Here is a 19,767-nt window from a genome sequence, read left to right as displayed (position 1 = left end):
CCAGCCACAACGCACCCGCACACGGCAACGACCCACAAGCCCCCACCCCCGCCCCTCCCGAACTGTGCACACGGTCACATTCCAACTGCGTCATCCGCCCTCCACGCCCCACCCCTCCCTCCCGCACGCTTCTCGTCTGCACGCCCCACCCCCTCGAGAGGCGACCATGAGCGACCCCGTGACCCGGACGATCCTCCTGCTGGACATCGAGCGGTACAGCGACCGGGACGACGTGGAACAGGCCTACCTCCGCCGCATGCTCTACGACGTCACCGACCGCACACTCCAGCGCGCCGGCATCGACGAGACCCTCCGGCTGCGCGCCGACCGCGGGGACTCGGTCATGGAGCTCATCGACGCCAACCAACCGGTCACCGCCCTGCTCAGGGCCCTGCTCAGCGAGGTCCCGGCACAGCTGAGGGCGGTCAACCGGATGGCGTCCCGCTCGGCACAGATCCGGCTGCGGGCCGTCGTCGCCACCGGCTGGGTCGCCGTGGACGAACACGACGGCTGGGTCGGCTCCGACCTGAACCACGCCTGCCGCCTGCTGGACGCCGACGTCCTGCGCGCCGCCCTGCGCGAGCGCCCCGACGACTTCGCCCTGTGCGTCTCGGACCCGCTGTACGCCGGGGTCGTACGCCACGACCACGAGGGCATCCCCGCCGACGGCTTCCACGAGGTCACGGTGGACGGCAAGAACGGCCCGCTGACGGCATGGCTGCACGGCCCGCTCCCGGGGGCCGCGGCCGGCCAGGACCACCGTGGGACGGGGGAGGCGTCGGGCGGATCGGGGGACCGCCCGGCGCCGCGGGTGCCCGAACAGGGCGGGCACCGCCAGGACCGCCCGGCGCCGGACGGAACCAGGGGAGCCCCGGCGCCGGGCCCCGCCGTCAGCTTCAGCGGCGGCTCGGTGAGCTTCGGCGGCGCCTTCGTCGCCGGGAACCAGTACGGCGGGGTCAGCGGCGGCCAGGTCACCGGCGACGTCCACCCGGGCGCCCGGGAGCGGGGCGAGCGCGCGTGAGCACACCGGAACAGCAGAGCCCGAGACCGGCGGCCCAGGGCGAGGAGCCCGCCGCCGAGGAGCCACGCAAGGGCGACACGGGCGAGCCGGACGAGGAGCGCGACCAGCCGCAGGACGCCTGGGAGGCCCGGCGCGACCTCATCGACCACAGCCCGCGCACCATGCGCCTGGGCGACCGGACCCGCTTCGGCGGCGGCATGGTCGGCGGCGACCAGTACGGCGGGGTCAGCGGCGGCCGGGTCACCGGTGACGTGATCATGGGCAGCAAGACGGAGATCCACGTCGCGATACCCGGGCTCACCTCCCCAGGCGCCGCCTCCGGCGAGGTCCCGCGCGCCGCACTGGACCGGCTCACCGAGAGCTTCGTCGCCGACGAGCGGGTCATGGCCGAGCTCACCGAACGACTGCGGCGCGACCGCGTCCTGGTCCTCGCCGGGGCCCGCTTCACCGGCCGCCGTACGGCCGCGCTGATGCTGCTGCGGCGGCTGGACGCCTTACCCGTGCGCACCCTGGAGCGGGACACCCCGCCGGGCAACCTGCCCGAGGCGTTCGGCGCGGAGGACGGCGCCCGCGGTTACGTCCTCAGTGACCTCGGCACCCGCCGCGACCGCCCGTTGCGCGAGCCGCACCTGCTGGCCGCGAAGGACCGGCTCGCGGAGCAGGACGCCTACCTGGTCGTCACCGTCGGCCCCACCGCCGTACTGGAGGACGTCGTACCCGTCGAGTGGCGGCCGCCCGTCGCCGCCGACGTCCTCGGCGCCCATCTGCGCGCACGCACCGACGACGAGACCGCCGCCAAGCTGCTCGCACTCCCCGATGTGACCGAGTTCCTCACCCGCAGCCACCAGCTGCGCGAGGTCGCCGCGTTCGCCGGGCTGCTCGCCCGGTACGCGGCCGGGGAGGTGGCCGAGGCCGCGGTCGCCCAGTTCTCGCTGGTCTCGCTGGAGAACCAGGTCCAGGAGTGGTTCGAGGAGGACGAGAGCGCGATCCATCTGCGCGACAAAGCGTTCCTGGTGGCCCTGGCCGCGTTCGACGGCGGCCCGTACGCCCTCACCGCCGAACTCAGCGACCTGCTCCACCGCTTCCTCCAGAAGACCGAGCACCCCGGCCTCCCGCCCGAGGTCCCGGTCTTCGGCACCCACATCGGCAAGCGGCTCCAGCTCGCCCGCGCGGAGGAGTACGAGGAGGACGAGCACACCGAGTGGGGCCCGGTCACCCAGCGGAAAGCGGCCTTCCGTGACGAGCGGGCCTCGCTGGTCCTGCTGCGCGAGGTGTGGACGGGCCATCCCTCCGCCCGCCCGGCGCTCATCGAGTGGCTGCGCCGCCTCGCCGACGACGGCCGCCCGCTGGTCCGCACCCGCGCCGCGTCCACCGTCGCCGTCCTCGCCCGTACCGACCTGCCCTCGGCGATGGCGCTGATCATCGAACCCTGGGCCACCTCCAAACGGTTCCGGCAGCGCCTGGTCGCGGTCAACGCGCTCACCTTCGCCCACCTCATCGACACGCCCAACATCCCGCGCATCCTCGACGTCTGGTGCGAGGCCGACGATCCGCGGCTGCGCTGGGTGGCGGTCCGGGCATACGGACTGCTGGGCCCGGAGCGCCCGGCGCAGGCACTGGCCGCGCTGCGCAAGGCCGTTCGCCGGCTCTACGCCGACGGCCCCGACGACCTGGACGAGGCCGTGGCGGGCGAACTCGCGGAAGCGGTCGAGCTGTTGCTGCTCTCCCCCGCGGGCGAGGAGGTCCTCGCGGAGCTGCGGACCCACCTGGCCGACGACCGCGCGGTGCACGACCTGACCCTCGCCGGCTTCGTCGCCGCCTGCCGCCGCACCGAGGACGGCGAGCGGTACGGCACCCCGCTCGTCCTGAGCTGGTACGCCCGCGGCGCGACCGAGGACAGCGGAAACGCGAGGCACGACCTGCCGTTCCTGTGGCGGGCCGCCCTGTCCGACGCGCGCTCCACCCGGCACGCGCTCGCCGTACTGCACGACTGGGTGCTGATCGCCGATCGGTCCACCGCCACCGAGTGGGCGCTCGCCGCGCTGCTGCCGGCCCTCGTCACCACGTCCGAGGAGCACATGCGGCTGAGCCATCTGCTGCGGACCATGCCCGGCGAGGACGGCCACCCACCGCCCCCGGTCGCCGCCCGCCTGCTGACCACGCTGCCCAACCGCTGACCCGCACCGGGTCGGTACGTCCGAGGAGACACACCCCATGCCCACCTTCCGCCAGCCCGAGTGGCAGCAGAACGCCGACCGCCACACCGAGCTGATCGACCCGGTCCTGACCGTACGTCAGCTCTCGCGCTTCGAGTTCAACCTCAAGTCGTACGTCCGGATCGACCACGCCCTGGTCTTCGCCACGGCGAAGGGCGGCTACGAGCCGTATCTGCCGCCGCGCCGGCCGACCCGCGGCGAGATAGCGACCAACCGGTACACCGCCGTGTACGAGGTCGACATGGGCGTGCACCCGCACACCGCCGAACTGCCGCTGCCCAGCGACAACGACGCGTTCGAGTTCGCGGCGCAGGTCGACCTGTCCTGGCAGGTGCTGGACCCGGCCCGCTTCGTCGCCTCCGGCCACCGGGACGTACCGGGCCTGCTCCTGGGTGAACTCCAGCAGGCGGCCCGCCCGGTGACCCGGCGTTTCACGATCGCCGACAGCGCGTCGGCCGAGCGGGAACTGCTGGCCGCGATGAACCTGCTGGGCCCGCTGGGCGCCCCCGCCGGCCTCCAGGTCACCTGGACCCTGCGGCTGCGCCGCGACCAGGAGAACATCGACCATCAACGCAGACTCCAGGCCATCGACCACTCCGCCGAGGAACAGATCCGGGTGGCGCAGCGCGGCGTGGACATCGACGCGCTCCAACTCGACCGGGCCATGGCCTACGGCGGCCGGCAGCAGGAACTCCTCCTCCAGCAGCAGCGCTGGCAGCACGAACAGGCCATGCTCCAGGGGCGGCAGACGCTGGAGCTCCAGCAACTGGAGGCCGAGAAGGTCGCCTTCTTCGCCTGGCATCTCCAACAGGGCGGCGTCCACCAGTGGGCCCTCCACCTCGCCCAGCACCCCGAGGACTCCCGACTGGTGATGCAGAGCATGCGCGAGGACCAACTCCGCATGATCCAGGCCCAGATGGACCTGGTGAAACAGCTGCTCGGCAGCGAGGCGGCGGAGAACTGGGAACTGGAGGGCCCCAAACAGCTGGCCCTGCGCACGGTCCACGACATCCTCAACCAACGCCTCCCGGGAGTGGCCCAGCCGACACTGCCGGAGGGCGCCGGCCACCCGGGGACGGCCCCCAAGCCGGACCAGCCCACCCCGCCCGCGCCCGCATCGGCATCCGCCCCGGCCCCCTACCCCGGGGCCAGCACCCCGTACGGCACCCCGAGCCCGTACGGCCCGCCCACCCCGTACGGCACGCCCTCCCCGTACGGCACGCCCTCCCCGTACGACTCCCAGCAGCCCACCCCCGCCTGGCAGCCCCCGCCTCCGTACGCCCCCCAGCCCGCGCAAGCCCCCCAGAGCCCGTACCCCGCCACGCCCCCTCCCCCGGTCCCGCCCGCCCCCGCGCCCGCGCCCGCCTGGCAGCCCCCGCCCGGCTACGGCCGGACCCCGACGCTCCCCGACGCAGCCGTACCGGACAGCCCGCCGCCCCCCGGCGGCCCCGACGGCCCCGACGGCCCGGAGGAGAAGCCCGTATGAGCACGTCGGCCCCCGCCCCGACGGCGGATCCACCCCCGGCCGACCCCGCCCTCGTCCCCCTCTGCGAGCGCCTCCTCGGCGAGCTGCGGACCGAGGTCTCCCGGGCCGACACCAAGGCGTCCGTGCTGGTCGCGGCGCTCGGTATGACCGCCGGAGTGCTCAGCGGGCTGCTGGCCGGCCGGGACTGGAGCCCTGCCGAGCTGTCCGCCCTGGGCACGCTGCTGTGGTGGACGGGGGCGGCGTCGCTGGTCCTGTCGCTCTTCGCCCTGCTGCTGGCGGTACTCCCCCGCTTCCGCTCCCCGCACTGGGCCCCGGGCCGCCCCCTGTCCTACTTCGGCGACATCCAACAGGCCGTCCGGAACGGGCAGTTGGAGAGCGCGCTGACCGAGACCCGGCGCGCCCCCGTGGTCGCGCTGACCGGCGCGCTCACCGAGATGAGCCGCATCGCCGTACGCAAACACCAGTGGATCCGCACCGGCCTGATCGCCTTCTGCGTCGGCACGGTCCTGCTCCCCGCCGCACTGCTGCTCGGCTGACACCACCGACCGGCCACCGCTCCCATGAAGGAACCGACATGACCCAGCCACCCCAATACCCCGAACAGCCACCCCAGTACCCGCAACAGGTCCCACCGCGGTACCCCACCGCGCAGACCCCGCCCCCGCCGTCCTACCCCACCGCCCCGATACCCCCGCAGTACCCCCACCAGGCCGCACCCCCTGCCCCCACCGACCCGGCCCACCCCCACCACATCAACACCGACGCCCGCCGGATCCACCTCTCCAACCAGCAGCGCCGCACCGACGCCACCGCCGTCGGCAACCTCCTCCTCCACCTGCCGAACTTCCTGTGCAGCCTCTTCGTCGTCGGCCTGGTCGCAACGTTCTTCGGTGACTTCGCCCTGGTCGTGATCCTGCTGTGGATCGCCAGCGGCGCACTCGTCTTCCATCGCCCCACCGAAAGCGCCCTCGCGCGCCATCTGCTCCGTCTGCGCTACCCCACGCCGCAAGAACGAGCCAAACTCGAACCGGTCTGGCGCGAGGTGACCGCCCGCGCCGGCGTCGAGGGCCACACCTACGAACTGTGGGTCGAGGACAGCGACGGCCTCAACGCGGTCGCCGCCGCCGGCCACATCGTCGGTGTCACCCGCTTCGCCATGAACCAGCTCCCCAACGGCGAACTCGCCGCCGTCCTCGCCCATGAACTGGGCCACCACGTCGGCGGCCACGCCTGGTCCGGTCTCCTCGGGTACTGGTACGCGCTGCCGGGCCGTCTCGCGTGGCGTGTGGTGAAGGCGCTGTCCACGATCGCCTTCCACGTCTCGAAGGCCTTCGGCTGCTTCGGCGTCGCCTTCGTCATCCTGCTCGTCGGCGGACTGGCCTTCGCGACCATCAGCACCCTCTACGGGCTTCCGCTGCTGATCCTCGGCGTGCCCTACGCCCTCGCCGCCGTCGGCCGCCGCTCCGAACTCCGCGCCGACGAGCACGCGGCCGCCCTGGGCTTCGCCCCGATGCTCGCCGCGGTCCTGGACAAGCTGCACCAGCAGGAGCAGTACGAGCAGGCCTCGCTCACCGCCCGCAACGGCGGCGTCCCCGTCGAGGAGGGCGCCCTGAGCCGGCTGCTGTCCTCGCACCCCGACCACCACACCCGGCTGCACCATCTCCAGCCGTACCTCCAGCCGCAGCGGCCGTACTGAGGCTCACGCCGCGTTCACCCACCGCCGATGGCCACGGCGAGCGCCAGGGTCAGGAACACGGTCCAGGCCGCGACGGACATCCAGCCCAGGACCAGCCCGAGCAGCGCCAGACCGTCGCCGCCCTCACCGGTGCGCTGTATCTCCGACCGCGCCGCCTGTCCGAGCACGACCGCCGGGATCCCGGTGAGCCCGAAGCTCGGCAGACACAGCACCCCGCACACGGCGGCCCCGACGGCCTTCCCGTTGGTCCGCGGCCGCGGCAGGGCCACGAACGTGCGCGGCACCGCCATGGCCGGCTGTGCCATGGGCCCCTGCGGCAGGTCCCCGACGAGCAGCGCCAGCTCCCCGACGGTCCGGGTCGCATAGGCCCGGGCGACCCGTCTGTCGAACTCCGCCTTCTCCAGCCGCCCCTCCCCGTACCCCGCCCTGAGCACGTCCACGGCCCGCTCCCGATCGGCGTGCGAGGCGAGCATGGACGACGGCACACCATGGGGCTGCCAAGGCTGTGGGACGCCCTGCCAGGGCTGCCACGAAGGATTCGACACGGAGCACCTCCCCTACCCCCCGAGCTCCCTCCATGATGCGCCGAACCGGCATTTCCGGCACAGAGCGCGTCACCTCCGGAAACGCCGAAGGGCGGCCACCCCGTACGAAACGGAGTGGCCGCCCTTCAGAACCGACTGCTACTGGTTGTACGGACCGTAGTCGTAGTCCTCCAGCGGAACGGCCTGGCCGGAGCCCGTGCCGAACGGCGAGTAGTCGATGTCGTCGTAGCCGACGGCCGAGTACATCGCGGCCTTGGCCTCCTCGGTCGGCTCCACCCGGATGTTGCGGTAGCGGGACAGACCCGTACCGGCCGGGATGAGCTTACCGATGATGACGTTCTCCTTGAGGCCGATGAGGCTGTCGGACTTGGCGTTGATCGCCGCGTCCGTCAGGACTCGGGTCGTCTCCTGGAAGGAGGCGGCCGACAGCCAGGATTCCGTCGCCAGCGAGGCCTTGGTGATACCCATCAGCTGCGGACGACCGGAGGCCGGGTGACCGCCCTCCTGGACCACACGACGGTTCTCGGTCTCGAACTTCGAGCGCTCGACCAGCTCGCCGGGCAGCAGCTCGGCGTCGCCGGACTCGATGATCGTCACACGGCGCAGCATCTGCCGGATGATGATCTCGATGTGCTTGTCGTGGATCGACACACCCTGCGAGTTGTAGACCTTCTGGACCTCGCCGACCAGGTGGACCTGGACGGCACGCTGACCCAGAATGCGCAGCACGTCGTGCGGGTTGGTGGCACCCACGGTGAGCTTCTGGCCCACCTCGACGTGCTCGCCCTCGCTGACCAGGAGACGGGCACGCTTCGAGATCGGGAACGCCGTCTCGTCGCTGCCGTCGTCCGGGGTGACGACGATCTTCTTGGTCTTCTCGGTCTCCTCGATCCGGATGCGGCCGTTGGCCTCGGAGATCGGGGCGACACCCTTCGGCGTACGAGCCTCGAAGAGCTCGACGACACGGGGCAGACCCTGGGTGATGTCGTCACCGGCCACACCACCGGTGTGGAAGGTACGCATCGTCAGCTGGGTACCGGGCTCACCGATGGACTGGGCGGCGATGATGCCGACCGCCTCACCGATGTCGACCAGCTTGCCGGTGGCGAGCGAACGGCCGTAGCACATGGCGCAAGTGCCGACCTGGGACTCACAGGTCAGGATCGAACGCGTCTTGACCTCCTCGACACCGTGGTGCACGAGCTGGTCGATCAGCACGTCGCCGAGGTCCACGTTGGCCGGCGCGATCACCTTGCCGTCGATGACGACGTCCTCGGCGAGCATGCGGGCGTAGACGCTGGTCTCGACGTCGTCCGCCTTGATGAGGACGCCGGCGGCGTTCTTCGAGGCGATCCGCAGCTTCAGACCGCGCTCGGTGCCACAGTCCTCCTCGCGGATGATGACGTCCTGCGAGACGTCCACCAGACGACGGGTCAGGTAACCCGAGTCGGCGGTACGCAGGGCGGTGTCCGCCAGACCCTTACGGGCACCGTGCGTGGAGATGAAGTACTCCAGCACGGACAGGCCCTCACGGAAGGACGCCTTGATGGGACGCGGGATGGTCTCGTTCTTGGCGTTCGACACCAGACCACGCATACCGGCGATCTGCCGCATCTGCATCATGTTTCCTCGGGCACCCGAGTCAACCATCATGAAGATGGGGTTCGTCTTGGGGAAGTTCGCGTTCATCGCCTCGGCGACCTCGTTGGTCGCCTTGGTCCAGATCGCGATGAGCTCCTGCGTGCGCTCTTCCTTGGTGATCAGACCGCGCTCGTACTGCTTCTGGACCTTCTCGTCCTGCGCCTCGTAGCCGCGGACGATCTCCTTCTTCGCCTCGGGAACGACGACATCGGAGATGGCCACGGTGACACCGGAACGGGTCGCCCAGTAGAAGCCGGCCGCCTTCAGGTTGTCGAGCGTCGCCGCCACGATGACCTTGGGGTAGCGCTCGGCCAGGTCGTTGACGATCTCGGAGAGCTGCTTCTTGCCCACCGAGTAGTCGACGAACGGGTAGTCCTCGGGCAGCAGCTCGTTGAAGAGCGCGCGGCCCAGGGTGGTCTTCAGACGGAACGAGTCACCGTTCTGCCACTCCGGCTCACCCTCCTCGCGCACCGGCGGCGTCCAGCCACGCGGCGGGATGGTGCCCACCGGGAAGCGGATGTCGACCTGCGACTGGAGCGCCAGCTCACCGGCGTCGAACGCCATGATCGCCTCGGCCGTGGAGCCGAAGGACCGGCCCTCGCCCTTGGTGTCACGGAGCTCACCGTCGGTGGTGAGGAAGAACAGACCGAGAACCATGTCCTGGGTCGGCATGGTGACGGGGCGACCGTCAGCCGGCTTCAGGATGTTGTTCGAGGACAGCATCAGGATGCGGGCCTCGGCCTGCGCCTCCGCGGAGAGCGGCAGGTGGACGGCCATCTGGTCACCGTCGAAGTCCGCGTTGAACGCGGTGCAGACGAGCGGGTGGATCTGGATGGCCTTGCCCTCGACCAGCTGCGGCTCGAAGGCCTGGATGCCGAGGCGGTGCAGGGTGGGAGCACGGTTCAGCAGAACCGGGTGCTCGGCGATGACCTCTTCGAGGACGTCGTACACGACCGTGCGGCCGCGCTCCACCATGCGCTTGGCGCTCTTGATGTTCTGCGCGTGGTTCAGGTCGACCAGGCGCTTCATCACGAACGGCTTGAAGAGCTCCAGCGCCATGGCCTTCGGCAGACCGCACTGGTGCAGCTTCAGCTGCGGACCGACGACGATCACGGAACGCGCGGAGTAGTCCACACGCTTGCCGAGCAGGTTCTGACGGAATCGACCCTGCTTGCCCTTCAGCATGTCGCTGAGGGACTTCAGCGGGCGGTTACCGGGACCGGTGACCGGGCGACCACGACGACCGTTGTCGAAGAGGGCGTCGACGGCCTCCTGGAGCATGCGCTTCTCGTTGTTCACGATGATCTCGGGCGCACCGAGGTCGAGAAGGCGCTTCAGACGGTTGTTCCGGTTGATCACACGGCGGTACAGGTCGTTCAGGTCGGAGGTCGCGAAGCGGCCACCGTCCAGCTGCACCATCGGGCGAAGGTCCGGCGGGATGACCGGGACGCAGTCGAGGACCATGCCCTTGGGGCTGTTGGAGGTCTGCAGGAAGGCAGACACGACCTTCAGCCGCTTCAGCGCACGGGTCTTCTTCTGGCCCTTGCCGGTACGGATGATCTCGCGGAGCTTCTCGGCCTCTTCGTCGAGGTCGAAGGACTCCAGACGCTTCTGCAGCGCCGCGGCACCCATCGAACCGTCGAAGTACGTGCCGAAGCGGTCACGCAGCTCGCGGTAGAGCAGCTCGTCGCCCTCGAGGTCCTGGACCTTGAGGTTCTTGAACCGGGTCCACACCTCGTCGAGACGGTCGATCTCGCGCTGCGCACGGTCACGCAGCTGCTTCATCTCACGCTCGGCACCCTCGCGCACCTTGCGGCGCACGTCGGCCTTGGCACCCTCGGCCTCGAGCTCGGCCAGGTCGGTCTCGAGCTTCTTGGCGCGGGCCTCCAGGTCGGAGTCGCGACGGTTCTCGACCTGCTGACGCTCGACGGAGACGTGCGCCTCCAGCGAGGGCAGGTCACGCGTACGACGCTCGTCGTCGACGTACGTGATCATGTACGCCGCGAAGTAGATGACCTTCTCGAGGTCCTTCGGGGCGAGGTCGAGCAGGTAGCCCAGACGCGACGGGACACCCTTGAAGTACCAGATGTGCGTGACGGGGGCGGCCAGCTCGATGTGGCCCATCCGCTCACGACGCACCTTGGCGCGAGTGACCTCGACGCCGCAGCGCTCACAGATGATGCCCTTGAAGCGGACGCGCTTGTACTTGCCGCAGTAGCACTCCCAGTCCCGGGTCGGACCGAAGATCTTCTCGCAGAAGAGTCCGTCCTTTTCGGGCTTGAGGGTGCGGTAGTTGATGGTCTCGGGCTTCTTGACCTCGCCGTGGCTCCACTGACGGATGTCGTCAGCGGTGGCCAGACCGATCCGGAGCTCGTCGAAGAAGTTGACGTCGAGCACTATGCGTCAATCCCTCTCAGGGTTGTAAGTCATGGGGTCTGATACGGGGGTCCTGGGGCCGGCGGGCCTTCCTTCACCTTTCCAAAGGCTTCAGAAGGCCCGCCGAACTCCCGTCAGACCTCTTCGACGCTGCTCGGCTCGCGCCGGGACAGGTCGATGCCAAGCTCCTCCGCAGCGCGGAAGACATCCTCGTCGGTGTCGCGCATCTCGATGGACATGCCGTCCGAGGACAGCACCTCCACGTTGAGGCACAGGGACTGCATCTCCTTGATGAGCACCTTGAAGGACTCGGGGATGCCGGGCTCGGGGATGTTCTCGCCCTTGACGATGGCCTCGTAGACCTTCACGCGACCGGTGACGTCGTCGGACTTGATGGTCAGCAGCTCCTGGAGGGCGTACGCGGCGCCGTATGCCTCCAGCGCCCACACCTCCATCTCACCGAAGCGCTGGCCACCGAACTGGGCCTTACCACCCAGCGGCTGCTGGGTGATCATCGAGTACGGACCGGTCGAACGGGCGTGCAGCTTGTCGTCGACCAGGTGGTGCAGCTTGAGGATGTACATGTACCCGATGGAGATCGGGTCCGGGAACGGCTCGCCGGAGCGGCCGTCGAACAGCCTCGCCTTACCGGTCGGCTGCACCATGCGCTCGCCGTCGCGGTTCGGGATGGTGTGGTTCAGCAGACCCGCGAGCTCGTCCTCACGCGCACCGTCGAAGACCGGGGTGGCCACGTTGGTGCCCGGCTCGACGGAGTCGGCGCCGATCGCCTGGAGGCGCTGCGCCCAGTCCTCGCCGAGCCCGGAGACGTCCCAGCCGCGACTGGCGAGCCAGCCGAGGTGGATCTCCAGCACCTGTCCCGGGTTCATTCGGGACGGCACACCCAGCGGGTTGAGGATGATGTCGACCGGGGTCCCGTCCTCGAGGAACGGCATGTCCTCGATGGGCAGGATCTTGGAGATGACACCCTTGTTGCCGTGACGGCCGGCGAGCTTGTCACCGTCCGTGATCTTGCGCTTCTGCGCCACGTAGACACGAACCAGCTGGTTCACGCCCGGCGGCAGCTCGTCGCCCTCTTCACGGTCGAAGACGCGGACGCCGATGACCTTGCCGATCTCGCCGTGCGGCACCTTCAGCGAGGTGTCACGGACCTCACGGGCCTTCTCACCGAAGATCGCGCGGAGCAGGCGCTCCTCCGGCGTCAGCTCGGTCTCACCCTTGGGCGTGACCTTGCCGACGAGGATGTCGCCGGCGACGACCTCGGCACCGATCCGGATGATGCCGCGCTCGTCGAGGTCGGCGAGGACCTCCTCGGAGACGTTCGGGATGTCCCGGGTGATCTCCTCGGGGCCGAGCTTGGTGTCACGGGCGTCGACCTCGTGCTCCTCGATGTGGATCGAGGAGAGGACGTCGTCCTGCACGAGGCGCTGCGACAGGATGATCGCGTCCTCGTAGTTGTGACCCTCCCACGGCATGAACGCCACGAGCAGGTTCTTGCCCAGCGCCATCTCGCCGTTCTCGGTGGCCGGACCATCGGCGAGCACCTGGCCCGTGATGATGCGGTCGCCCTCGTTGACGATGACCTTCTGGTTGACCGAGGTGCCCTGGTTGGACCGGGAGAACTTGGCCAGGCGGTACGTGATGTACGTGCCGTCGTCGTTGGCGGTGGTGATGTAGTCCGCGGAGACCTCCTGGACCACACCGTCCTTCTCGGCCTTGACCACGTCACCGGCGTCGACGGCGGAGCGGTACTCCATGCCGGTGCCGACGAGCGGGGCCTCGGACTTAATCAGCGGCACGGCCTGACGCATCATGTTCGCGCCCATGAGGGCACGGTTGGCGTCGTCGTGCTCGAGGAACGGGATCATGGCGGTCGCGACCGACACCATCTGGCGCGGCGAGACGTCCATGTAGTCCACGTCGTCACCGGGGACGTAGTCGACCTCGCCGCCACGACGGCGGACCAGGACGCGGTTCTCGGTGAAGCGCATGCCGTCGTCGAGCGTGGCGTTGGCCTGCGCGATGACGAATCGGTCCTCTTCGTCGGCGGTGAGGTAGTCGACCTCGTCGCTGACGACACCCTCGACGACCTTGCGGTACGGCGTCTCCACGAAACCGAACGCGTTGACGCGGCCGTAGGAGGCGAGCGAACCGATCAGACCGATGTTCGGGCCTTCGGGCGTCTCGATCGGGCACATACGGCCGTAGTGAGACGGGTGCACGTCACGGACCTCGAAGCCGGCCCGCTCACGGGACAGACCACCAGGGCCCAGCGCCGAGAGACGACGCTTGTGCGTCAGACCCGACAGCGGGTTGTTCTGGTCCATGAACTGCGACAGCTGGCTGGTGCCGAAGAACTCCTTGATGGAGGCGACGACCGGCCGGATGTTGATCAGGGTCTGCGGCGTGATCGCCTCGACGTCCTGGGTCGTCATGCGCTCGCGGACGACGCGCTCCATACGAGCCAGACCCGTACGGACCTGGTTCTGGATGAGCTCGCCGACACTGCGCAGACGACGGTTGCCGAAGTGGTCGATGTCGTCGGTCTCGACGACGATGTTCGCGCCGCTGTCGCCGACCGTCTCGGTCTCGCCCGCGTGCAGCTTGACCAGGTACTTGATCGTCGAGATGACGTCCTCGACGGTCAGGACGCCCGCGTCGAGCGGAGCCTCCGCACCCAGCTTCTTGTTGACCTTGTAGCGGCCGACCTTGGCGAGGTCGTAGCGCTTGGGGTTGAAGTAGAGGTTCTCGAGCAGCGTCTGCGCGGCCTCACGGGTCGGCGGCTCGCCCGGACGCAGCTTGCGGTAGATGTCGAGCAGCGCGTCGTCCTGGCCCTGGGTGTGGTCCTTCTCCAGGGTGGCGCGCATGGACTCGTACTCGCCGAACTCCTCGAGGATCTGCTCGGTGGTCCAACCGAGCGCCTTGAGAAGGACGGTCACGGACTGCTTGCGCTTGCGGTCGATACGGACACCGACCATGTCGCGCTTGTCGATCTCCATCTCCAGCCAGGCACCCCGGGAGGGGATGATCTTGGCCGAGAAGATGTCCTTGTCGGACGTCTTGTCGATGGAGGAGTCGAAGTAGACACCCGGCGAACGGACCAGCTGCGACACCACGACACGCTCGGTGCCGTTGATGACGAAGGTGCCCTTGTGGGTCATGAGCGGGAAGTCGCCCATGAAGACCGTCTGGGACTTGATCTCGCCGGTCTCGTTGTTGGTGAACTCAGCCGTCACGAAGAGCGGGGCCGCGTACGTGAAGTCGCGGTCCTTGCACTCGTCGATGCTGTTCTTCGGCGGCTCGAAGCGGTGGTCGCGGAACGTCAGCGACATCGACCCGGAGAAGTCCTCGATCGGGGAGATCTCCTCGAAGATCTCCTCCAGACCGGACTTGGTGGGGACGTCCTGACCGGACTCCAGAGCCTCCTCGACCCGACTCTGCCAAGCGGTGTTGCCGAGCAGCCAGTCAAAGCTCTCGGTCTGAAGCGCGAGCAGGTTGGGAACCTCGAGAGGCTCCTTGATCTTTGCAAAAGAGATGCGCAGCGGGGCAGTGCTGGCGCCATTGTTCGTATTCGCGTTCGAGGCAGTGCGCGAGGCGGCCAAGAGGGGGTCCTTCCGAGGGCTCGGACTCACTACGCGCGTACCGGTCCCTCTCCCGCACACGAAGACAAGATCCCCCTAATTTGGCTTTACGGGCCAGGTCAGAGAGTTCCGGTCATCGATGCTGAGGTGAGGGCAGACCCCTGGTGACGGGCAGGGGACAGCTAACAGGCAGCGCAAAGGGTCAGTGTAGCCACTTGGCGCACTGATGTCCAGCCCCGATTTTCTGTGTCCCTCGTTGCCCTCAACGCCTTCGGCACGCTTGTCCTCAACGCACGTTGATACTGCCCTCTTCGTCGCCGATCCATGCCTCGGATTCGGACCGTTCTGGCGACGCGTCCTGAGAATTGCGCGCTGCGTGCGGTTCGTCAAGGCCTGTCTTGCCCAAACCGGGTGCTGCCCTCGTCACTTGTGGTCTGCCACCAGGGGCGCTCAAGGGGCACGACGAAGATCACCATACTCCCCGCGACCCGGGCCGCAAGGCAGCCGCCACGACGCCCCCGGGAACGCCGAAGAGCGACCACCCGGATGGATGATCGCTCCTCAGCGCTTATGCGTTACAGGTCCATGGGACCGGTGAGGTCTTACTTGACCTCGACGGACGCGCCGGCACCCTTGAGGGCCTCGGCAGCCTTGTCCGCGGCCTCCTTGTTGACCTTCTCCAGGACGGGCTTCGGGGCGCCGTCCACGAGGTCCTTGGCCTCCTTCAGACCCAGGGAGGTCAGCTCACGCACGACCTTGATGACCTGGATCTTCTTGTCGCCGGCGCCGGCGAGGATGACGTCGAACTCGTCCTTCTCCTCAGCGGCCTCGACCGGGGCGCCCGGGGCACCCGGAGCGGCAACGGCGACGGCCGCGGCGGCGGTGACGTCGAACTTCTCCTCGAACGCCTTCACGAACTCGGAGAGCTCGATGAGGGTCATCTCCTCGAACTGCGCGAGCAGGTCGTCCTGAGACAGCTTCGCCATGATGGGCGATCCTTCCACTAATTTCGGCAGGTGCCGGATGTATCGAAACGGCGGGCGTACATACGGCCCGCTACGACCCACGCCTCACGCGGCGCGGATCAATGCGCGAGCCGAGTTACTCGGCACCGCCCTGCTCGTCCTGCTTGGCACGAAGCGCGTCCACGGTGCGGACGAGCTTCGACGGGAGCGCCTGGAAGACCTGAGCAGCCTGAGTCTGCTTGCCCTTGAAGGCACCCGCCAGCTTGGCGAGCAGAACCTCGCGGGACTCGAGGTCCGCAAGCTTCTTGATCTCGTCGGCGGACAGCGCCTTGCCGTCAAGGACACCGCCCTTGATGACGAGGTTCGGGTTGTCCTTGGCGAAGTCACGAAGACCCTTCGCCGACGTCACCGGGTCACCGGAGATGAAGGCAACCGCCGTCGGACCGTTGAACAGGTCGTCGAGCGTCGAGATCCCGGCCTCGTTGGCCGCGATCTTGGTCAGCGTGTTCTTCACCACGGCGTACTGGGCGTCTTCACCGAGCGAACGACGCAGCGTCTTGAGCTGCGCCACGGTGAGACCCCGGTACTCGGTCAGCACGGCGGCGTTCGAGCTACGGAACTGGTCCGCGAGCTCGGCTACCGCGGCAGCCTTGTCGGGCCTTGCCATAAGCGTGGCCTCCTTCCGGGTGATGAGGACCGCTCGGAAGGGGCTGGGCAAAACGAAACGCCCCGGCGCAGGCGCTCGGGGCGTAGCTCGACCGGTACTCGCATGCTGTTGGGCAGCGAACTCCGGGAGCACTTCCACAGTCACCTGCGCGGGTCGTCCGCGAATTTCAGCGGATCCTTCGGCCACCGAACCCTCTTGCGAGAGCACGGCAACGACCAGCGGTCTTTGGCTTCTGTAGGAGAGTACGTGACCGGATCGCCGTCAAGCAAATCCGGCCCTACGAGGCTCAGCTCTCGTCGAGCCCCTTCATCATCTCCGCGAGGTCCGCGGTGTCCTTCGCGGCCGGGGCGGTGACCGTGACGGGCTTGTTGTAGTCGAGGAAGGTGATGGTCATGTCGAGCGGGCCCTTGTCGGCGTCGCCCTTCATGCGGAACTGCTTGGTCTTGTCGTCACCGTCGACCCACATGTCCATCGTGAGCTTGTCGATGCCCATCTTCTCGTACTGCTCGATACTCTTCTCGCGCTGCTCGCGGGTGGCCTTGTCCTCGTCCTTGAAGGAGTCCCGCAGGGTGTCGAGAGTGACGGTGCCCGAGTAGTGGGTCGTCTCGACGCCGTCGACCTTCTCGGTGCCGACCTTCTTCACGTCCTTGGCGCCGGTGAGGAACGTGGACTCGGCCGCCGGGTTCTGCTCGGCCTGGCCGGCGCCGGGCGCACCCCCGCCGAGGTCCTTGTCGCTCAGCGCGGACAGGTCGAACTTGATCCAGGTCTTGCCGTCCATCTCCTTGGCCATCTCGGGGTTGCCGCCGATGTACATGGCCTTGTCGACGAGCCGGATCTCCGCGGAGCCGTCCTTGCCCTGGTCGAGCGCCGTCATCTTCATGCTCATGGCGATGGTGGGCTTCATCCGCATCGACGCCTCGGCCTTGATGCGGCCCTGCTCCGGGTACTCCCCCGTCATGCGGTAGCGCAGGGACGTGATGTCCCCCGCGTTCTTCGCGGCCTTGGCGACGGCCGCGGCCGGGGTCATCTTCGGGGACTCCTCGGACGCCCCCTTGGAACAACTCACCGCCCCCGCGGCGAGGGCCACGGCGGCGAGGCCGGCACCGAGCGTCCGACGGCGCGCGGAATGTCGTACAGAAGATCCCATCGATTCCCCCCAAGGAACACATGGACGATTCACAGCAGAGCCGCGAGCCTAACCGATCGGTACGGAAGTGGCCCCGTGAATTCCGTGTGACTCAGGAGGTGGTGCCCGCCACGGTGCCGCCCTGCTTCTCCAGCAGTTCCTTGAAGTCCTGGGTGTCGCTCGCCGGGGGCTTCGTCGCGGAGACCTTCACTCCGTAGTCGCTGTAGTACGCGGTCTGGGTCAGCTCACCGGTGGCCATGCGGCCCTTCTCCACCTTCTTGACCAGCAGGTCCTGGTCGTTGACCCAGATGTCGACCTGCTGGGTGGTCACACCGGCCTGTTCGAGCTGTTTCTTCAGGTCGGCGAGCTGGCTCGCGCTGAGGCTGGAGTTCTTGCCGGCGAGGTCGGCGACGTCGACGGAGCCCGAGTAGTGCGTGGTGTCCTGGCCGCGGACCTTCTCCTCGCCGACCTTCTTCACGTCCCCGGAGGCCAGCAGCAGCTTCACCGACTGGTTGGGGGTGGTGTTCTGCATCTGGTCCTTGAGGTACGCGCCGGAACCGCCCCCGAGGTCCGCGAGGTCGTCGTAGTCGTACCGGATCCAGTGCTTGCCGCCGGCCTGCTCGGCGAACTTGTCGCCCATCCGCGCGTAGTAGGCGTCGGACAGATAGCGGGCCTCCATCGACGTGGTGCCCAACTGACGCATGGTGTCGGCCATGGTGCCGCCGGTGTACTCGATGGTCATGGTGCCGGTGACGCCGTCGCCCCAGCCGAGGGCGCCGTCGGCGGTCATGGACATCATCGTGCCCATGGTGGTCGTGGACTCGACCTTGGCGGAGTCGGCGGCGTCGGTGGACTTCTCCGCCGACCGCAGGGCCGCCACGGGGCTCAGACCGCTCGGACCCTTGCCGGACGACGCCGACTTGTCGTCCTTGCCGGTGCCCCCCGGGTCCCCGTCGGACGTACAGGCCGCCAGACCGGTCAGCGCGGTCGCCGCCGCGATCGCCAGGGCCATCCGGCGCACGCTCGTGCTCTTCATTCGTCCCCACCCCCATGCGGTGTGCTGTGCCCGCACGTTAGCGCGGGGCACTGACTACACGTACCCGGAAATGGGGACGGGCCCCGCACCGTGAAGGTTGCGGGGCCCGTGACCTGACTTCGGTGAGCGCTCAGGCTCAGACCGCGGCCGGGTCCTCCTCGACGAGGAGGTTGCGGGTGCGGTTCGGGTCGAGCTGGATGCCCGGGCCCATGGTGGTGCTGACCGCGGCCTTCTTGATGTAGCGGCCCTTGGCGGCGGACGGCTTCAGACGGAGGATCTCCTCCAGCGCGGCGCCGTAGTTCTCCACCAGCTTGGTGTCCTCGAAGGACGTCTTGCCGATGATGAAGTGCAGGTTCGAGTGCTTGTCGACGCGGAACTCGATCTTGCCGCCCTTGATCTCGGTCACGGCCTTGGCCACGTCCGGGGTCACAGTGCCGGTCTTCGGGTTCGGCATCAGGCCACGCGGACCGAGCACACGGCCGAGGCGGCCGACCTTGCCCATGAGGTCCGGGGTGGCGACGACGGCGTCGAACTCGTTGAGGCGGTTGCCCGCCGCGATCTCGGCGATCAGTTCGTCGGAGCCGACGATGTCGGCGCCCGCGGCTTCCGCGGCCGCAGCACGGTCACCGGTCGCGAAGACCAGGACCCGGGCGGTCTTACCGGTGCCGTGCGGAAGGTTCACGGTGCCACGGACCATCTGGTCGGCCTTGCGCGGGTCTACACCCAGACGGAAGGCGACCTCGACGGTGCCGTCGAACTTGGTCGTGGAGGTCTCCTTGGCGAGACGGACGGCCTCGAGCGGGGCGTAGAGCTTCTCCCGGTCGATCTTGGCGTCCGCAGCCTTGAGAGCCTTGCTGCGCTTGCTCACTGCTTCTCCTGGTGATTCTTAGGAGTCGTGGTCGGGGCCGAGCCGGCCCTTCCACTTCTGCTGGTGTACGGGTGGTGGGGCTCAGCCCTCGACGACGACGCCCATGGAACGCGCGGTACCGGCGATGATCTTCGCGGCGGCGTCCAGGTCGTTGGCGTTGAGGTCGGGGAGCTTGGTCGTGGCGATCTCGCGGACCTGCGCCTCGGTGATCTTGGCGACCTTGGTCTTGTGCGGCTCGCCGGAGCCCTTCTCGATGCCCGCGGCCTTGAGGATCATCTTGGCGGCCGGCGGCGTCTTGGTGACGAAGGTGAAGGAACGGTCCTCGTAGACCGTGATCTCCACCGGGATCACCCAGCCACGCTGCGACTCGGTCGCGGCGTTGTACGCCTTGCAGAACTCCATGATGTTGACGCCGTGCTGACCCAGCGCGGGGCCGACCGGCGGAGCCGGGTTGGCGGCACCGGCCTGGATCTGGAGCTTGATGAGCCCCGTGACCTTCTTCTTCTTGGGAGGCATTACTCTCCG

The 19,767-nt window shown here is 68.6% G+C and carries 14 protein-coding genes; 5 read left to right on the top strand and 9 right to left on the bottom strand.

Annotated elements, in window-relative coordinates; all coding sequences use genetic code 11:
- Positions 1-166 precede the first annotated feature (166 nt).
- Genes ABKA17_RS00260 through ABKA17_RS00240 form a run of 5 tightly spaced genes read left to right on the top strand, consistent with a single transcriptional unit; the run spans position 167 to position 6,419 of the window.
- Positions 167-1,021, top strand: coding sequence for a hypothetical protein (locus ABKA17_RS00260; RefSeq protein ID WP_353689744.1), 855 nt, complete (start codon positions 167-169; stop codon positions 1,019-1,021).
- Positions 1,018-3,198, top strand: a complete 2,181-nt coding sequence (locus ABKA17_RS00255) for a hypothetical protein (protein WP_353689743.1) — start codon at positions 1,018-1,020, stop codon at positions 3,196-3,198. The genes ABKA17_RS00260 and ABKA17_RS00255 overlap by 4 nt, the downstream gene beginning before the upstream one ends.
- Before the next feature lie 37 nt (positions 3,199-3,235).
- Positions 3,236-4,723, top strand: a complete 1,488-nt coding sequence (locus ABKA17_RS00250; protein ID WP_353689742.1) for a hypothetical protein — start codon at positions 3,236-3,238, stop codon at positions 4,721-4,723.
- Entirely contained in the window at positions 4,720-5,259 is a 540-nt protein-coding gene (locus tag ABKA17_RS00245) for a Pycsar system effector family protein (RefSeq protein ID WP_353689741.1), read from the top strand. The genes ABKA17_RS00250 and ABKA17_RS00245 overlap by 4 nt, the downstream gene beginning before the upstream one ends.
- A 38-nt stretch (positions 5,260-5,297) precedes the next feature.
- Positions 5,298-6,419: a M48 family metalloprotease gene (locus tag ABKA17_RS00240; RefSeq protein WP_353689740.1), complete on the top strand. Its 1,122-nt coding sequence runs from the start codon at positions 5,298-5,300 to the stop codon at positions 6,417-6,419.
- Positions 6,420-6,433: 14 nt separating this feature from the next.
- On the opposite strand, the gene ABKA17_RS00235 is transcribed toward ABKA17_RS00240, so the two are convergent.
- The 9 genes from ABKA17_RS00235 to rplK form a co-directional block, all read right to left on the bottom strand.
- Positions 6,434-6,964, bottom strand: a complete 531-nt coding sequence (locus ABKA17_RS00235) for a DUF1707 and DUF4190 domain-containing protein (protein ID WP_353689739.1) — start codon at positions 6,962-6,964, stop codon at positions 6,434-6,436.
- A gap of 138 nt (positions 6,965-7,102) precedes the next feature.
- Positions 7,103-11,002, bottom strand: coding sequence for a DNA-directed RNA polymerase subunit beta' (locus ABKA17_RS00230; RefSeq protein ID WP_353689738.1), 3,900 nt, complete (start codon positions 11,000-11,002; stop codon positions 7,103-7,105).
- Positions 11,003-11,115: 113 nt separating this feature from the next.
- The gene (rpoB, locus tag ABKA17_RS00225; protein ID WP_353689737.1) at positions 11,116-14,601 is read right to left on the bottom strand and encodes a DNA-directed RNA polymerase subunit beta; all 3,486 of its coding nucleotides are present in this window, start codon (positions 14,599-14,601) and stop codon (positions 11,116-11,118) included.
- Between the two features lie 581 nt (positions 14,602-15,182).
- Positions 15,183-15,566, bottom strand: a complete 384-nt coding sequence (gene rplL, locus ABKA17_RS00220) for a 50S ribosomal protein L7/L12 (RefSeq protein WP_030773785.1) — start codon at positions 15,564-15,566, stop codon at positions 15,183-15,185.
- Between the two features lie 115 nt (positions 15,567-15,681).
- Positions 15,682-16,212 carry a 50S ribosomal protein L10 gene (gene rplJ, locus ABKA17_RS00215; protein WP_353689736.1) on the bottom strand — a complete coding sequence of 177 codons (531 nt, stop codon included), beginning with the start codon at positions 16,210-16,212 and terminating at the stop codon, positions 15,682-15,684.
- A 286-nt stretch (positions 16,213-16,498) separates the two neighbouring features.
- Positions 16,499-17,359: an SCO4651 family lipoprotein gene (locus ABKA17_RS00210; protein WP_353689735.1), complete on the bottom strand. Its 861-nt coding sequence runs from the start codon at positions 17,357-17,359 to the stop codon at positions 16,499-16,501.
- Between the two features lie 91 nt (positions 17,360-17,450).
- Positions 17,451-18,374, bottom strand: a complete 924-nt coding sequence (locus ABKA17_RS00205; protein WP_353689734.1) for an SCO4651 family lipoprotein — start codon at positions 18,372-18,374, stop codon at positions 17,451-17,453.
- Between the two features lie 136 nt (positions 18,375-18,510).
- The gene (gene rplA, locus ABKA17_RS00200) at positions 18,511-19,242 is read right to left on the bottom strand and encodes a 50S ribosomal protein L1 (protein ID WP_353689733.1); all 732 of its coding nucleotides are present in this window, start codon (positions 19,240-19,242) and stop codon (positions 18,511-18,513) included.
- An 81-nt stretch (positions 19,243-19,323) separates the two neighbouring features.
- Positions 19,324-19,758 carry a 50S ribosomal protein L11 gene (gene rplK / locus ABKA17_RS00195; protein ID WP_353689732.1) on the bottom strand — a complete coding sequence of 145 codons (435 nt, stop codon included), beginning with the start codon at positions 19,756-19,758 and terminating at the stop codon, positions 19,324-19,326.
- Positions 19,759-19,767 lie beyond the last annotated feature (9 nt).

The organism is Streptomyces sp. RG80 (genome assembly GCF_040446465.1).
GTDB lineage: Bacteria > Actinomycetota > Actinomycetes > Streptomycetales > Streptomycetaceae > Streptomyces.
This window is presented reverse-complemented; position numbering and strand designations above follow the sequence as displayed.

What these genes read in the sequence shown, in the direction of transcription:
- rplL (WP_030773785.1), bottom strand. Translation starts at nt 15,566, where the DNA reads ATGGCGAAGCTGTCTCAGGACGACCTGCTCGCGCAGTTCGAGGAGATG.
- rplJ (WP_353689736.1), bottom strand. Translation starts at nt 16,212, where the DNA reads ATGGCAAGGCCCGACAAGGCTGCCGCGGTAGCCGAGCTCGCGGACCAG.
- rplK (WP_353689732.1), bottom strand. Translation starts at nt 19,758, where the DNA reads ATGCCTCCCAAGAAGAAGAAGGTCACGGGGCTCATCAAGCTCCAGATC.
- ABKA17_RS00260 (WP_353689744.1), top strand. Translation starts at nt 167, where the DNA reads ATGAGCGACCCCGTGACCCGGACGATCCTCCTGCTGGACATCGAGCGG.
- ABKA17_RS00245 (WP_353689741.1), top strand. Translation starts at nt 4,720, where the DNA reads ATGAGCACGTCGGCCCCCGCCCCGACGGCGGATCCACCCCCGGCCGAC.
- ABKA17_RS00240 (WP_353689740.1), top strand. Translation starts at nt 5,298, where the DNA reads ATGACCCAGCCACCCCAATACCCCGAACAGCCACCCCAGTACCCGCAA.
- ABKA17_RS00205 (WP_353689734.1), bottom strand. Translation starts at nt 18,374, where the DNA reads ATGAAGAGCACGAGCGTGCGCCGGATGGCCCTGGCGATCGCGGCGGCG.
- ABKA17_RS00210 (WP_353689735.1), bottom strand. Translation starts at nt 17,359, where the DNA reads ATGGGATCTTCTGTACGACATTCCGCGCGCCGTCGGACGCTCGGTGCC.
- ABKA17_RS00250 (WP_353689742.1), top strand. Translation starts at nt 3,236, where the DNA reads ATGCCCACCTTCCGCCAGCCCGAGTGGCAGCAGAACGCCGACCGCCAC.